Annotated in this window: 9 protein-coding genes; 6 read left to right on the top strand and 3 right to left on the bottom strand. The window is 66.2% G+C overall.

Annotated elements, in window-relative coordinates; all coding sequences use genetic code 11:
* Positions 1 to 33: 33 nt before the first annotated feature.
* Both hisC and OG496_RS01195 read right to left on the bottom strand, forming a co-directional pair.
* On the bottom strand, positions 34 to 1155 hold the full coding sequence (gene hisC / locus OG496_RS01190; RefSeq protein ID WP_405969156.1) for a histidinol-phosphate transaminase: 1122 nt from the start codon (positions 1153 to 1155) through the stop codon (positions 34 to 36).
* 887 nt (positions 1156 to 2042) lie between these two features.
* On the bottom strand, positions 2043 to 2816 hold the full coding sequence (locus tag OG496_RS01195) for a FadR/GntR family transcriptional regulator (protein WP_405969157.1): 774 nt from the start codon (positions 2814 to 2816) through the stop codon (positions 2043 to 2045).
* A gap of 143 nt (positions 2817 to 2959) precedes the next feature.
* Between OG496_RS01195 and OG496_RS01200 the strand changes: the two genes are divergently transcribed.
* From OG496_RS01200 to OG496_RS01220, 5 genes are all read left to right on the top strand, one after another.
* Positions 2960 to 4624, top strand: coding sequence for a thiamine pyrophosphate-dependent enzyme (locus tag OG496_RS01200; protein WP_405969158.1), 1665 nt, complete (start codon positions 2960 to 2962; stop codon positions 4622 to 4624).
* A gap of 136 nt (positions 4625 to 4760) precedes the next feature.
* A complete protein-coding gene (locus OG496_RS01205) occupies positions 4761 to 6563 on the top strand; it encodes a M1 family metallopeptidase (RefSeq protein ID WP_405969159.1) in 1803 nt (600 codons plus the stop codon).
* Between the two features lie 150 nt (positions 6564 to 6713).
* Complete coding sequence (locus OG496_RS01210; RefSeq protein WP_405976533.1) at positions 6714 to 7292, top strand: hypothetical protein; 579 nt, start codon at positions 6714 to 6716, stop codon at positions 7290 to 7292.
* A gap of 308 nt (positions 7293 to 7600) precedes the next feature.
* Positions 7601 to 8041: a hypothetical protein gene (locus tag OG496_RS01215; RefSeq protein ID WP_405969160.1), complete on the top strand. Its 441-nt coding sequence runs from the start codon at positions 7601 to 7603 to the stop codon at positions 8039 to 8041.
* Between the two features lie 258 nt (positions 8042 to 8299).
* Entirely contained in the window at positions 8300 to 10288 is a 1989-nt protein-coding gene (locus OG496_RS01220) for a tetratricopeptide repeat protein (protein WP_405969161.1), read from the top strand.
* Positions 10289 to 10727: 439 nt separating this feature from the next.
* Here OG496_RS01220 and OG496_RS01225 read toward each other — a convergent pair whose 3' ends face one another.
* Positions 10728 to 11984, bottom strand: coding sequence for a hypothetical protein (locus tag OG496_RS01225; RefSeq protein WP_405969162.1), 1257 nt, complete (start codon positions 11982 to 11984; stop codon positions 10728 to 10730).
* 286 nt (positions 11985 to 12270) lie between these two features.
* Here OG496_RS01225 and OG496_RS01230 point away from each other — a divergent pair, with 286 nt between their 5' ends.
* Positions 12271 to 15438 (top strand): AfsR/SARP family transcriptional regulator, encoded by a 3168-nt coding sequence (locus OG496_RS01230; protein WP_405976534.1) that lies wholly within the window; start codon positions 12271 to 12273, stop codon positions 15436 to 15438.
* The last annotated feature ends 290 nt before the right edge of the window (positions 15439 to 15728 follow it).

Below are 15728 nucleotides of genomic sequence, written 5' to 3' on the forward strand. Positions count from 1 at the left end.
CCAGACACACCCGAACGCTCGGAGGCCGACGCGTCAGGATGCGTTGGAGACTCTGTTCTCCGTGACGAGGCCTCCCGTCAGGCCAGCAGCGACCAAGGCAGCGGCAGCCGCGACGACCCGGTCGTTCGCGGCGGTCTCAGCCACTGTGACCCGGATTCCCTCCCCCGCGAAGGGCCGAACGAGCAGGCCCTGTTCCTCGAAGAGTTCCGCCCCGGCAAGCGCGTCAGCACCCAGCGGGAACCAGACGAAATTCGCCTGAGTTTCGGGGAGCGCCCAGGCCTGATCAACGAGAGCCTTGGTGACACGGTCGCGCTCAGCCACAAGTGCGTCGACACGTTCGGCGAGTTCGGCCTCCGCACGTAGTGAGGCAACGGCTGCCGCCTGGGCGAGGGAGGTGACGGCGAACGGCAGCGCCACCTTGCGCTGCGCCGCTGCCAGGGCGGCCGGGGCGATGGCGTAACCGACGCGTAGTCCGGCCAGGCCGTACGCCTTCGAGAAGGTGTGGGCGAGTGCCACGTTGGGGCGGCGACGGAAGACGTCTATTCCCTGCACGGTGTCGGGGCGCCGGTTGAAGTGTACGTACGCCTCGTCGATGAGCACAGTCACGTCGCTGGGCACCCGTTCGAGGAAAGCGTCGAGTTCCGCCCGACCGACCGTCGTACCGGTGGGGTTGTTCGGATTGCAGACGATGATGAGTCGAGTGCGCTCGGTGATGGCCGCGGCCATGGCGTCAAAGTCGTGCTCGTGCCGCTCGTTGAGGGGCACCCGGACGGGTACGGCCCCGGCGGCAACCGTGAGTAGCGGGTACGCCTCGAAGGACCGCCAGGGGAAGACGACTTCGTCTCCATGTCCGGCTGTGGCGCGGATGATCTGGGAGATGACCTCGGATGAACCGCTGCCGAGCACGACATTGGCCGCCTTCACCCCGTATCGCTCGCACAGTCCCGTGACGAGTTCGCGTGCGGCGGTCTCCGGATAGCGGTTGACTGATTCGGCCTGAATAGCGATGGCGGCCAGGACGGACGGGACCGGTGCGTACGGGTTCTCGTTCGACGAGAGCTTGAAAGGGCCCGGCCCCGAGCTGGGAGAGGCCGTCTTGCCCGGCTTGTAGTCCGGGATGCCGGCGAGATCAGCACGCAGACGCAGGTTCGACATGGGTTCGCTTCCTGTTGAGTGGCGAGACAACAACCGAATTGACTATAACCATTTAAGTCATTCATGTGAATGTGATCTGGCGTGCCGAGGAGGCCGACGCGAAAGCACAGCTGTACGACAGGCTCGACCCTGCGAGTGGGGGCGTTGCGCTGGAAGGATGGAGTCGAAGCAGGCCCAGGACGGATCGATGCCGCGATGGGAGCCCGGCGCGCACCCGCAGCAAGTCTGATCGGGCAGTGGCCTGGAACGGCGGTACTCGCACAGCCCGGCCCCTGCGGACGACAGGCCCTGGCAGGTCGCCGACCTCAAGGGGGCCGCGCGCTGTGGCGGGTTCCGCTGGATTCACGAGAGGAAGCCACCAGGCGACACCCGCAGCGCCGCCAGGCGGGTCAACGCCCTCCCCTTCGGACCCGCATGCTGGAGGTGACCTGCGAGTACACCAAACACGGTGTCAGCTCCGTACAACTCCGAGGGCTGGGCACCGGTCGGCGCCACGGCGGGTCACAAAGACCGCCTTCCCCAACCTGCGCGTGATGGCCAGCCCTCAGCTCACCGCCGTGCAGACCTATATGACCCGATGGGTCGTCCCGCTCGACGACACCAGCTTCAAGAACTTCACTGTCGCCCGGGACGCGGACCCCAGTTTCCTCGGCGATCCGCACTCCAGTGTGGGCATACCGACTTCCGGGGGTACTGGGACTGCTGGAGCAGCCCTGCCCCTTCCTGCCGGTGCAGTTTGCCAAACCGCCCGCGGTCCGGGCCTTTCCCTCGGCGTCGACCTTGCGCCTGGGTGGATGAGCCCTTCACCGATGTGTCGGGCTTGCCGGGAGGTGACGCGGCCGGTGTAGTGATCCGGGTCGAGCCGGGGATCCGTATCCGCCCGAGGGTCAGCGATCGAGACTGCCGTGACGCTCCACGGCCGTCCGCACCCTGGCCTGATCGCCCGAACGGATCGCCGCGACGAGGTCACGGTGCTTCTCCAGTCGCTGCTCGGAGTCGGCGACGAAACCTGGCACCGGTAGCCGCGGGGGCGAGTCGCCGTCGGCGGCGAGTTCACCGTCGATGTAGTCGACCAGATTGAGGTAGAAGGCGCGCAGCACGGCGTTGGGCGAGATCTCGGCGATCCTGCGGTGCAGCCTCCAGTTGGCATGCAGGCCGTTCACCGGGTCGTGCCACACCTCGGCCAGCCGGTTCATGAGGTCGTCCAGATCGCGCAGGTCCTGGTCGGTACGGTGGACCGCGGCGTCGCTGACGACGGCCTCGTCCAGCGCAGCGAGTACGGCGATCATCTCGTTGACCGTGGAACCACGCTGCCTCAGCTCCATCACGCTGTGGGCGAGCCGCAGCAATGGCGAGCGCTCAGTGACGAAGAGGCCGCCTCCCGGACCGGGACGCGCCTCGACGACCCCGCGTCCGCGCAGGACGCGTAGCGCCTCACCCAGAGTGGCGGGGGCAATGCCGAACTGCTCGCACAGTTCCTGCTTGGTACCGAACCGGTAGCCGGCAGGCAGCCCCTGGCGCGTGATCGTCTCCTCGATCTGCTCCACCACGGAGTCCACGATGGATCCCGTGTTGCGCGCCCGGTTGAACGTCACCACGGAGCCGTTCCCCGCTGAGCCGGCCTCCCTGGATGCTCCCGTGCCGCTGGACGACGCTGCCATCAAACTCCCCTGTCCCGACGCCATCGTGGCCCCGAGATCCGATTCTACGGTCCGGGTTCACGGTTGACGCGAATCGACCATTCGATAGTATCGAATATAATGAATCCATCTGACAGAGCCACGCCTGAGAGGACTGTGACGTGATGGCAACGCCCACTGGCGGAGATCTACTGGCCGAGTCCCTGGCGGCCCAGGGCGTCTCGCGCGTCTTCGGAATACCCGGGGTCCAGCTCGACCCGGCGGCGGACGCTCTCTACAAGCGCGCCGACCGGATCGACTTCATCTGTGCGCGCAATGAGCAGGCCACGACCTACATGGCCGACGGGTACGCCCGCAGCACCGGTGAGGTCGGGGTCGCCATGGTCGTGCCGGGGCCGGGGGTCCTCAACGCGCTGTCCGGCGTAGCGACGGCTTACTCCGCGAACTCGCCCGTGCTCCTGCTTGCCGGGCAGATCGACTCCGCCCTCATCGGTAAGGGGTTTGGCGCGCTGCACGAGATCCCCGACCAGACCGGGATTCTGGAGCGCCTCACCAAGTGGACGGGCATCGCCCGCAGCCCGGAACAGGTGCCGGTCCTGGTGGCGGAGGCTTTCCGACAGCTGCGCAGCGGACGCCCGCGCCCGGTAGCGCTCGAAGTACCGCCGGACGTGCTGGCAGCCACCGCCGACGCGCCCATCCCCGGCCGGGTCGCTCCCTCCCCTGTGGAGCCCTACGCGCGGGCGGTCGCGGAGGCCGCCGCCCTGCTGCGCGGCGCCCGTCATCCGCTGATCATCGTCGGCGGCGGGGGCATCGCCTCCGGCGCCACCGCCGCATTGGTACGGCTCGCCGAGGCGCTGGAGGCACCTGTACTGGTCAGCGAGAACGGCCGGGGGGCCATCGACGCCCGCCACCGGTTGGCCTTCGACGCGCTGGCGCTGCGGGCCTTCCGCGCCGAGGCGGACGTGGTGCTCGCCGTGGGCACCCGCTTCATGACCGCCTTCGGCACCCAGGTGGACAGCGGGGGCGCCAAGGTGGTCCTGCTCAACGCCGAGGAGGCCGACCTGCACGGCCCCCGGGTCGCCGACACCCGTCTGCACGCCGACGCCGCCCTCGGCCTTGCCGCCCTCGCCGACGAGATCGGCTCCACCGCCCCGGCCTCCCGGGAGGGAGAGTTCGCCGCCGTCCGGGCCTGGCTCGACGAACAGTTCGCCGACATCGCCCCGCAGCGCGAATACCTCGGCGCGATCCGGCAGGCCCTCCCGGAGGACGGCGTGCTGGTCAGCGAATTCACCCAGGTCGGCTACGCAGCTGGGGCCTGCTACCCGGCGTACGGGCCCCGCACCTACATCGGTCCCGGCTACCAGGGCACCCTCGGCTACGGCTTCGCGACCGCGCTCGGCGTCAAAGCGGCCGACCCGGATCGCGCGGTGGTGTCGATCAACGGCGACGGCGGCTTCTCCTGGACCCTTCAGGAGCTGTCCACCGCCCGGAAGTACGACCTGGGGCTGGTCACCGTTGTCTTCCACGACGGCTTCTACGGCAATGTCCGCCGGATCCAGAAGAACCGTTACGGCGCCCGCTACTTCGCCACCGACCTCGTCAACCCCGACTACGCGCAGCTCGCGTCGGCCTTCGGCATCTCCTCCGCCCGTGCCGTCAACCCCAAGGAACTCCAGGGCGCCCTCACCGACGCAGTGTCGGCCGGCGAACCGGTGTTGATCGACGTACCCGTCGGCGAGTTCCCGTCGCCCTGGCACCTGATCCATGAGGGGATACCCCGTCCAGCGCCCCTCGCCCCCGACGCCCACCTGATCACGGAGACCTCATGACGGCCGTCCCCACCCTCATCGGTCACTACATCGGCGGCGCCTGGACCGAACCGGGCATGGAGCGAATCGACGCCCCGTGACCGGCACAACCCATCTTCTTCAGCAGTCCCGGCTACACCAAACCGAGGAGAATTCCATGACGCGGCCGGACCCGCACTCGTATCTCACCGACGACCAGCCGCGCATCCGGCACATCGACTGGACGGCAGCAGTCGACTTCGACCACAGCCGCCTGGACTGCGTCGTCCAGGTGATGTTCGACCGGCCGGGCCCGGCAGCCGTCAGCCTGGACACCCGTGCGCTGGACATCCAGGCAGTGCGCAGCTCTGCGGGTGAACCGGTCGCGTTCGAGATCGGCCCACACGACAAGGTGCTGGGCGAATCTCTGTCGTTCACGCTGCCCGACGGGCTGGACAAGGTGTCGATCACCTACGCCACCTCACCCGAATCGACCGCGCTCCAATGGGTCACCCCGGAGCAGACCTCCGGCGGTACTCACCACTGCCTCTACAGCCAGTGTCAGACCATCCACGCCCGCTCGATGATTCCGCTGCACGACAGCATGTCGGTGCGCCTGACCTACACCGCGCACATCACCGTCCCTGAGGGGTACACCGCGCTGATGTCAGCCGACTCGCTGGGCGACACCCCCGGCCAGCCCGGAACCCGTACCTTCGAGTTCTCCGCCGCCAAGCCGATGCCCCCGTACCTAGTCGTGCTGCTCGCCGGCCACATCGAATCCGCTGAGATCGGGCCGCGCAGCCGGATCTGGGCCGAGCCCGCTGAGCTTGACGCCGCTGCGTGGGAGTTCGTCGGGGTCGAAGAATTCGTACGGGCAGGCGAGGAGGTGTACGGCCCCTACCCGTGGAGCCGTGCCGACCTGGTCGTGATGCCGCCCAGCTACCCCTACGGCGGCATGGAGAACCCGCAGCTCACCTACCTCACTCCCACCGTCATCACCGGCGACCGCTCCCTGGTGGACACCCTCAGCCACGAGATCGCCCACCACTGGGCCGGTGACATGGTGACCGCCACCTCCATGGAGCACTTCTGGCTTAACGAGGGCTTCGCCAGCTGGGGCGAACGCCGTATGTCGGAGACGGTGCACGGGCGCGATGTCGCTGAGATGCACGCCGCCGTGGTGCGGACCCTCCTCGACGAGGACCTGGCCTACTTCGCGGACCGGCCCGAACACACCAGGCTCCGCCGTGAGATGACCGGCGTGGACCCCGACGCCACCTCCTCCTGGGTTTCCCACGAGAAGGGCTACCTCGTCGTGCGGGCGATGGAGGAGTTCGTGGGCCGGGAACGGTTCGACGCCTTCGTCCTGAAGTACTTCAGGGACTTCGCGTTCTCCTCCCTCACCACCGAGGAGTTCGTCGACTACGCCCGGCGGGAACTCACCAACGACTTCGACTACCAAGAGTGGCTGTACGCCCCCGGCCTGCCCGACTCCGCCCCCCGGGCCCATGCCATCCTCCTGGAGGAAGTCGCCAGGACCGGACAGGAACTGCCCGACGAGGAGACGTCGGCGCACTGGCGGGCCGAACAGTGGCACTACTACGTCGCCCAGCTCAAAACCCCGCAGGACCCCGCCTTCCTCGCCCGCCTGGACGAGCGCTACGGCTTCACCACCCACCGCAACCTCGACATCCGCCAGCTCTGGATCCTCGTCGGGCTGCGCAGCGACTACGCGCCCGCCGTCGATGCGGCGTTCGACATGGTCGCCCGCATCGGCCGGATGCGCTTCATCAAACCGCTCTACGACGAACTCGTGGACAACCCGGTTACCCGACAGCGGGCCATCGACGCCTACGCCGTCAACCGGCCGCGCTACCACCCCATCGCCGCCAGCGTCGTCGACTCACGGCTCGTGAAGCTCGGCATCGACCCCGAAAACCTGCCCGTCAGTACCCCGGCACCCGCTTCCGGCCAGTGAAAACGGAAAGAGCCGCATCGTGTTCGAACTGCTGAAGGGCTCACCGAACTGCCCGGTCCCGTAGGACACGAACACCATGTCGCCGACCACCTCGACAAGAGGTGGACCGCTGTCGGCGCCCGGGTCCGGCGCACCCTCGTCGGCAACGTCATCGCCGAACTGGGCGGCAATGGGCCCCGGCTGCTGCTCCAGGCCCACAAGGACGAGATGAGCCTGACGGTCCGCGCCATCAGCGAGGACGGTTTCCCGTGGCTGTCCTCCTCCCACCGGGGCGACGATCTGGGCATCCTGCCCGAGGCCTTGAACCTGCCCGCCGAGGTATCGACCAGCAACGGCCCCGTGGCCGGTGTCTTCGCCCGCTCTACCGGGCACCTGCGCGGTCATGCCGATACCGATCCCTCCTGGGACGGTGTGCACCTCGACCTGGGGCTGCCGGACCGGGCCGCCGTCCTCGCCGCCGGAGTCCACGTCGGCTGTCCTGTCCTCTACCGGGCCGAAACCCGCCGGGTGGGCCGCCGCAAAATCCGTGACGTCCAGGCCGACCTGGCCCGCGAGGCCATCCGCCCCCGCCCCGGCCGGTCAGCACCCCGCGCCACCAGGCACAGCACCCCCGGCTACCGCACCCTCCGCCCCGACGAGGCACCCACCAGCCGCGTCACCCACGGCATCCACATCCACCGCCTCGACCCCGAAGAGGAGATCAACGCCGAGCCACAAAAAGCCGCTTAGGAAGCGACGTTGCACTCCCTCGAGCCCGGAGAGAACGACGATGCCCAACGCACGTGAGAGTTGCAGGGCAGCCGAGATGGGCTGAAGACGGTCGAGTCCCACCGTACGGTTGAAGAACAACGAGGTGACCGGGGCAAATCTGGCGAAGCCTCACGCTGGGCTGGCTTGGAGCCATGAACAGCAACTCCACCCGCCCGGCGATAGGTTGACTGTCCCGAAGCGGTTCCGCCATGGCAGTGCCCACAACTTACGACCTACCGTGGAAGGCTTAACACAACGTCGGGGCGCAGAGGAATCGAGGAAGGTCATTGGACGCGGAACTGGTGACACTGGTCGGGACCGGAGCGACGACACTTGTCGGTCTCATGGTCACCGATGCCTGGGAGCAGACGAAGCAGCGCGTGGTGCGGATCTTCTCCCGCGACGGTGAACCCAACACTGTGGCCCGGGAGTTGGAGGAAACCCGTGCGGCACTGATCGCAGCCACAGGACGGCCCGACCAGGAAGACCTCGCCTCCGACCTGACAGCGACGGTGCGACTCAGGCTCCGCCGACTGCTGGAGGAGGATCCCAACACCGCCGTGGAACTCCGCCGCCTCGTCGACGAGTTCGCTCCTGCTTTCCCGCCCGCCACGGTGCACAACAGCATCACCGGCGGCACGCAACACGGTCCGGTGCTCCAGGGCCACACTTTCACGAATCTGATATTTCGCAGTTCCGGAGACAACCCTCCCAACCGGACTGGCTGAGAAACGCGGATGGCAGACGCCTCATCCACTCTGATGGATATCGAGCACACGTACGGAAAGGATCTACTCAAGGAATCAGTACCCACACGGGGGTTGGGGGCGTGAGTGCAGGGCCACGAGCTCAGTTCACACAACGAGTTGAGCGGCACAGTGCACGGCTCATCTGTCCAGGCCCATGTGGTGTACGGCGGCGTTCATATCAGCACCGAGGCAAGCTCCCTCCGACAGACTCCCTGGCAGCTTCCACCTTCCGGGCACATGGTCGATCGGTCGCTGGAGCTGGAGGAACTGGAGCAGTATCGGGCCCGTGTCAGGCGGGAGGAGCGGCCGATGCTGACTCTGGTGAGCGGCTTGGGCGGTGTCGGAAAAACTGCCTTCGCGCTGCGTTGGCTGCACACCCTGCGTCCCCACTTTCCGGACGGACAGTTGTACGCGGACCTTGGTGCTCAGTCGGTTGGTGGACCGGTTGCCCCGGAGGAGATACTCGGACGCTTCGTGCGTGCATTGGGCGTTCAGGGACAACAGGTTCCCGCGACACTGGCCGAACGGACCGTTTTATACAGGTCGTTGACCGACGGTCGACGCCTTACCGTACTGCTCGACGACGCCGCGACGGCGGCCCAGGTGCGGCCGTTATTGCCTGCGGGCGGAAACATCACCGCGGTGACCAGTCGTAGTCGGCTGCCAGGGCTGACCCTGGACGGCTGCCATCCCGTCCATCTGGAATCGCTCGCTCCTGAAGCCGCCGTGGAACTCCTCGCCGACACCTTGTCCGACGGCCGCGTGGCAGACCAGCCCGATGACGCACGGATCCTGGTCGAGTTGTGCGCCGGACTGCCGCTGGCCGTCCGAGTCGCCGGTGCGCGGCTCGTGGCCCGGCCGCAACGGCGCATCACCACGATGGTCCGTGCGCTTACCGAGGAGCACCACCGGTTGGAGGCACTGGCCATAGACGGCGACCACAATGTGCGAGCGACACTGGACCTGTCGTACCGGGCTCTGTCGCCTCCGGCGGCCCGGCTCTACCGGCTGTTGGGACTGCACTCCGGTTCGGAATTCGGGAGCACGATCGCGACAGCGGTGCTCGCGGGTGAAGGAAACACCGAGGAGCTTCTAGAGACGCTGCACAACGCGAGCCTGCTTCTCGAAACCGGAGATGACCGTCACCGGTTTCACGATCTCGTGCGCTTGCACGCTGCCACGAAGGCGCAGGAGGAAGAGTCGCCGGGGGAACGCTCGCGAGTCGTCCGCCGCATCGCCGACCACTACCTCGCCAGCGCCACGTGCGCCGAGAAGATCATCGATCCCCAGCACCGCACGATGCCCCGGGACTACGGTCCGGATCCCGTGGTCACCGCGGATGTCGGGCACGACACCGATGGCGCCCTGGACTGGTTGGAGCGCGAACTGCCCAACCTGATGGCCGTGATCCGCCAATCCCGTTCTGCCGGCATTCCGACCGTCGGATGGCAGCTCGCAGATGCCTTGTGGCCCCTCTTCCTTCGACGGAAGTTCTACGACGACTGGCGCATCGCTCACGAGGTGGGACTGGAAGCCGCAGCCGAGCTGGGAGACACGGCGGCGGAATGCCGGATGCTCACGTCCGGCGGAGTGGGGCAACTCGGCTCCGGAAACCATGAGGTCGCCTTGGAGATGTTCGAGCGCGCCGCGCAGCTCTTCGCGCATCGCAGCGACCGGCTCGGCTATGCCCGTACGCTCAACTACCGAGGGCTCGCACTGCAACGACTTGGACAGTTGAGGGAGGCCGCCGAACTCTTTCGGCACGCCTCTGCGGAACTGCCGGCCAACGGAGACGAGCGGACCGGGGCACTGGCCCGGCTGAACCTCGCCGATGTGGCTCTTGCCGTGGGTAGTCCTGAAGAGACGATTCAGCAGGGCAGCGTCGCCCGCCTCGCTCTTCAGGACGCTGGCGACACGTACAACGCCGCGCGGGCGAGCACAGTTCTGGGACGCGCCCATCTCGCCCTGCGCCATCTCGACCAAGCGGAAGAGCAGTTCTCCGCCGCATTGGCGACACTGCGCGGCATGACCGCGAACTACGAGATCGCCCACGCCGTCGGCGGCCTGGCCGAAGTGGCCGAGCAGCGCGGAGACGCTCGCGCCTCCCGGGAGCACTACCGGGAGGCGCTCAACCTCTACTCCTCCGTGGGCCGTTCGCAATCGGACGAAGCACTGTTCGCACAGCGTCGGCTCATACATCTGGAAAGTGGCGAGCAGGAGGACTGAACCCGGAGCACGCACAACGGAACCGAGCCGAACTCAGCGGCAGGTCTCCCGGCCACCAGCCATGCATGGGCCAACGACGCAAGCATCTCCCACGTGTCCTCCAGGAACCCCGGCCCTGTGGCGTGAAATTCGCACACGGTGCCGTCCGGACCGAGCCGGATCCAGCAGTGCGGGCCACGATGTACGGCAACCACCAGAACTCCCGGATGAGAGGCGGCTGTTGAGACAGCCGTCGACGCTCCCGTGCCGCGCTCGATCAGCACATCACCGAGTTGTGACCAACGACCCGGTGCCGGAAGGCGGGTTCTGGTGTGTTCGTCAACGGTCGGGCACTCGAACCCCGGGGCCAGGAGCACGCTGCGGACACGGTGTACCGGGCCGGACAACCTGGTGCTCCTCGGCTCCACTGTCTGGGAGACCAATGCGATGAGCATCGTCCTCACGGCGCCGTCACGCTTCCCGGTTCGTCGTAGCGAACCGTGAGCGGGAAACGTGCCGGTTCCGTGGACACTCGTGCGCCGAGGGGCCGTAAGCGCAGTTTCCGGTAGAGCAGCGCCCGCATCTTGTGTGAGAACCGGCCGGGTTCCGACGAGATACGGGCCGCCACACGCTCATACCGGTGGGAGCGGCAGGTCGCGGAACTTCGCCTGAGCTGCGGACGCAGGGGACGGTCCCCGCGCAGGCGCGGCGCGAAGGACATGAGTTCAGCGAGGGGCGAACCCGGATCCACGTCGGCATCGAGCCGGCCCGCCATGAGAACGGGAACACCGGTCATCGCCGCGTAGAGCGAGACCGACCCATGGTCGCCGACGATGTAGTCGGCTGCGACAACCGCCCCGACCCAGTCCCCATGTGGGCTGATCAGAGTGAGTCCGGAGCGGGCCAGCCCGGCGAACCAAGCTCGAACCTGCCAGTCGCCATGCGCGTTCCAGACATGGGGATGCAGGAGCGCCACGATCCGGAATTCGTCCCGAGGCAGTTCGGTGACCAGTCGTTCCAGAAGGTCCCATCCCTGTCCGAGAAGCGAGTCGGATCCCCAGGTCGAACAGGCGAGGACCATGCGCTGTCCGGCTTTGACGCCAAGGGCTTCCCGGTACAACGCCCGCGAGGGGAGGCTGACGGCAATGCGATCGAAACACGGATCACCCACCACTTCCGCGACGGGCAAGGCCTCGGGGCATTCACGGCCGAGCCTTGTCAATTCTTCGTGGTGGGCCAGCACCACGACCTCCGGCACAACCGTGCCGTCCCGAACCAGACGCTGCCTGCTGAACCCGTAGACACCGCGCTGCGCTGCCAGAGGACCGTTTCGCCCGACAGAGGGGATCTTGTTGTGCCCGGCTCCATGCGGAAGCACGATCACCGGTGTCTGAAGCTCGTGGAGCCCCCCATGGGCGGCGGCCAGTGCGAGGTGGAAATGTGTCTGCACCGCCTGGCTCCACGGCAACACTAGGCCACCCAATTGTTCCAGATACTCGGCCACACCATTGCTGAATACGTCTGGTGCTTGGGTGAAAAAGATCTGCACCCTGACGTCGCCTTCGAGCAGCCGGATCGCGTCGAGCAACCGCTGCCCTGCAATCACCGTGTGCACCACGACCAGAACTCGCCTGCGAGTCCGGAGAGTAGCCCAACGCTCGACGTCCAGACGCACCGGCACATGACGCTGGTACGGCTCGGACACTGTGACGCTCATTGTCGAATTCCCCCGCTTCTCCTTCTGTCTCCGCGACCGCGGCTCACACGCGACCCCTGATGGGCCATCGACGGCCCATGCCCAGGGGCTACCCCTCGGGGAGGATGGCGGGCTTGCAGGAACCCTGCACTCCAGTGCAATCGCCACTCACCACCCTTGTGCGCCTGTCGCGCTTCAATGCGCCCCTGCCTCCACCCCGCCTCCCGGCAGAACAGTGGAGCCAGCGCCCGTACAAGCGTGCGGTCGCTGTCGAAGGTGACAGGAAGAAGCACACCCGTCGGGGGTGATGGTGGAACTTCTTGCTCTGGGACCTCTTGAGCTGTGGCACGAGCAACGGCAGTGCGAACTGGGATCGCTAAAGGAGAGGTGCGTCCTCGCTGTACTCGTCCACAATAAGAGCGAACCGATCTCCGTGGACACACTGATGGATCGCGTCTGGAGCGGTGATCCGCCTCCAACAGCCATGGAGACGCTGCACAGTTACCTCTCACGGATCCGAAGGCGGCTGCGCAGAGCCGTAGGTGACGAACTGGCGCAGGTGGAGCGGCCCTCGCCTCGTCTATACCAACTGCGGGCCAATCCGGAAGACATCGATCTGCTCCGACAACAGCGCCTACGGGCGGACGCCTCGTCCGCGGTGGCACGGGGTGATCGCGAGTTGGCCATCGGGTTGCTGCGCACTACCGAATCTCTCTGGCGCGGAGAGCCGTTGGCCGAGTTCGCTGACAACGCCTGGGCCTTGTCCGTGCGTTCCCGGTTGGTAGAGGAACATCGAAGGGTTCGTGAGGAACGGATCGGCCTGGAAATGCAGTTGGGACGACACGCGGACCTGATCGGCGAGCTCCAGGAAATCGCTTCACAGAATCCTTTCGCGCAGAGAGCGATCGGCTCCCTGATGCTTGCCCTGTACCGTTCCGGACGCCACGACGAAGCTCTCGCCCTCTACCGGGACACGCGGGGAAGGCTACGTGAAAACCAAGGCATAGAGCCGGGCAGGGAACTCCAAGATCTCCACCTCCGCATGCTCGAACAGGATCGCGACCTCATGCACACGGAGGTCGAATCGCCCGCTCTCACGCTCACGCCAGAGTTCCACAACTCCCTTCCCCGGGGCACTAGGGACTTCACCGGGCGGGTCGCGGAACTGCGAATCCTTCTGAATGCCTCCACTGCCGAAACCGACACATACGCAGCCCTTCCGGTCACCGTCGTATACGGTATGCCCGGCATCGGCAAGACGGCACTGGCAGTGCATGCCGCGCACCGCTTGTCCGCAGCCTATCCAGATGGCCAGTTCTACGTGGATCTGCTGGGTTACAGCAGCCACCAGCCGCTTTCCCCGGCCGAGGCCATGGGCATCCTGTTGCACTCGACGGGTTGGTCCGGCGAACTTCCGGACACTCTGGAGGAAATGATCGTTCGTTGGCGAGAGTGGACAGCGCGACGGCGCGTACTCGTGGTGATCGACAACGCCAGGGACATAGAACAGGTGCGCCCACTTCTGCCCGGTAGCGCCACGTGTCGCGCCATCGTGACAACCCGGAGCCGGCTGGCAGGACTCGACAGCGCCACGGCTTTACCCGTGGACGCACTCTCCAAGGCGGAGGCCGTCATCCTGTTCACCCGCATCGTCGGCTCTTCAAGATCGTCCGCCGAACCGCAGGCCGTGGAGAGGATCGTGGAGGCATGCGAGGGCCATCCGTTGGCCATCCAGTTGATCGCGAGCCGTTTCCGCCACCGGGACTCATGGACCGTTCAGGACCTTCTCGACCATCTGACACACTCAAGCAATCCGCTTGATGAATTCGACGACCTGATCACGGCAGTCTTCCATTTTTCCTATACCGAGCTCAGCAGTCCTGCCCAACAACTGTTCTGCCGCCTCGCCTTGCAGACCGGCCCCGACATCACCTTGGATGCGACAGCGGCCCTGGCCGGGCCGGAATTCGACGGCAAGCCGGCACTGTTGAAGAAATACATTGAAGAACTACTGGACTCCAGCCTCCTTGAGGAGCCACTGCACGGTCGCTACCGACTACACGATCTGACCCGCGCTTTCGGCCTGCATGTCGGTGCCCAAGAGCCGAATGCCCCCGCCCGGAACGCATCGGTCAGTCGCCTCATCGCCTTCCATCTCACCACCGCACAGCGGGCAGACTGGATCGTCCATCCGCATCGCCGAACGGTTCCGCTGAGCCCTGAGAAGGAATCACGCTATGCCCTGGACTTCTCAAGCGTCGACGAGGCCTCCGTGTGGCTCACAGTGGAACGCGCCAATCTTCTGGCAGCCGCCCGCACGGCCGCACTTCACTACCCGGAATACGCCGGACTGTTCCCGAGCATCCTGACTCGTCCCCTCAAACTGTGGGGAATGCAAGAAACCGCCGCAGATCTCTTCGCCATGGCCGTACCGATCCTCCGCACTTCGGGCGACCGACTCGCACTCGGCCGTGCCCTGACCGACCGCGCTGATCTTCTGGCACAGCGAAACCATGGCGAAGCCTTACGTTGCGCGCATGAGGCCCTGTCGATCTACGACGACCTACGGGACGCCAACGGCCGCGCTGACGCCCTGCTCCAGACGGGACGCGCCCACCTCGCAGCCGGTCACGGCGACACGGCCATGCTCGCCCTGGAAGAGTCACTGGCGTTGTATCGCGAGGTCGGCGACAGATCAGGGGAAGCCGAATGTCTTAACGTGGAGGGCGTAACGCTCTACTACGCCGGCCAGTACGACGAGGCCCTCCACAGAGTGGAGCTCATGCAGGCAATCTACGAAACGTTGCCTGACTTCTACGGATTGGCGCAGGCACTGAACAATCGCGGCGAACTCCACTACCTCCAGGGGCATTACGACGAAGCCCACGACTGCTATGAACGGTCACTGCTCTTGATGCGCGAGCACGGCGGTCCGTTGGAGCTCGCGATTCTCGACACCAATCTCGGCGCAGTGCACCAGGCAGCGGGACAGACGGACCAAGCCCTGGTCAGTTTCCGCAGGGCCCTCGAAGCGCACCGGAATAGTGGTGATGTGCTGGGCGAGGCCGATGTTCTGATCAGCATGGGTACGGCCTACGCCAGATCAGGGCGCAGGGGTGAGGCGCTGTTGCACTTCACTATGGCGGAGCAGGTCGCCATTCGCATCGACAACCCGTACGAACGGCTGCGTGCGCTGACGGGGGCTGCGGATGTCCAACGCGAGTCGGGGCGGCTCGACATCGCGTTCAAAGGCTACGAACAGGCTCTCGCGGTGGCTCGTAGCGTCGACTTCCCCTTGGGCTCGGCGCAGGCGCTGGCAGGACTCGCGCGAACCGCCGTCCTGCGCCTCCATGGGGCCGAACAGGCCCGGCGGTACAGCGAACAGGCCGTGGCCATCTATCGCCGCATCGGCGCCGACGAGAAGGCCGAGGAACTGCTCCAACTACTGGCGAGACACGCATCGACCGGCTCCTGACCCCCATCCAGGAGCCGGTCATGCGCTCTGTCACCACATCCAGCGGAGCACCACCACTGTCACGTAGGCGGTGCCCATGAGCTGGAAAGAGGCGGCAACCAGTCTTGGAGCGATCTTCTTCAACGTATTCCTCACGGCTAGCGAGATGAATCTGCCGAGGAGTGCGAATGATCACTCCGGCTCGCGAGAAGGTACCGGAGGAACGAGGACAGTGCACAGGATTTGCGAAAGTCGAACTTGCGTGGCATCTCGCTACGTACCATCAAGGATGACCTGGCTGTGAGATGGTC

The sequence above is a fragment of the Streptomyces sp. NBC_00988 genome (genome assembly GCF_045162645.1).
Lineage (GTDB): Bacteria > Actinomycetota > Actinomycetes > Streptomycetales > Streptomycetaceae > Streptomyces.

What these genes read in the sequence shown, in the direction of transcription:
- hisC (WP_405969156.1), bottom strand. Translation starts at nt 1,155, where the DNA reads ATGTCGAACCTGCGTCTGCGTGCTGATCTCGCCGGCATCCCGGACTAC.
- OG496_RS01195 (WP_405969157.1), bottom strand. Translation starts at nt 2,816, where the DNA reads ATGGCAGCGTCGTCCAGCGGCACGGGAGCATCCAGGGAGGCCGGCTCA.
- OG496_RS01200 (WP_405969158.1), top strand. Translation starts at nt 2,960, where the DNA reads ATGGCAACGCCCACTGGCGGAGATCTACTGGCCGAGTCCCTGGCGGCC.
- OG496_RS01205 (WP_405969159.1), top strand. Translation starts at nt 4,761, where the DNA reads ATGACGCGGCCGGACCCGCACTCGTATCTCACCGACGACCAGCCGCGC.
- OG496_RS01220 (WP_405969161.1), top strand. Translation starts at nt 8,300, where the DNA reads ATGGTCGATCGGTCGCTGGAGCTGGAGGAACTGGAGCAGTATCGGGCC.
- OG496_RS01225 (WP_405969162.1), bottom strand. Translation starts at nt 11,984, where the DNA reads ATGAGCGTCACAGTGTCCGAGCCGTACCAGCGTCATGTGCCGGTGCGT.
- OG496_RS01230 (WP_405976534.1), top strand. Translation starts at nt 12,271, where the DNA reads ATGGTGGAACTTCTTGCTCTGGGACCTCTTGAGCTGTGGCACGAGCAA.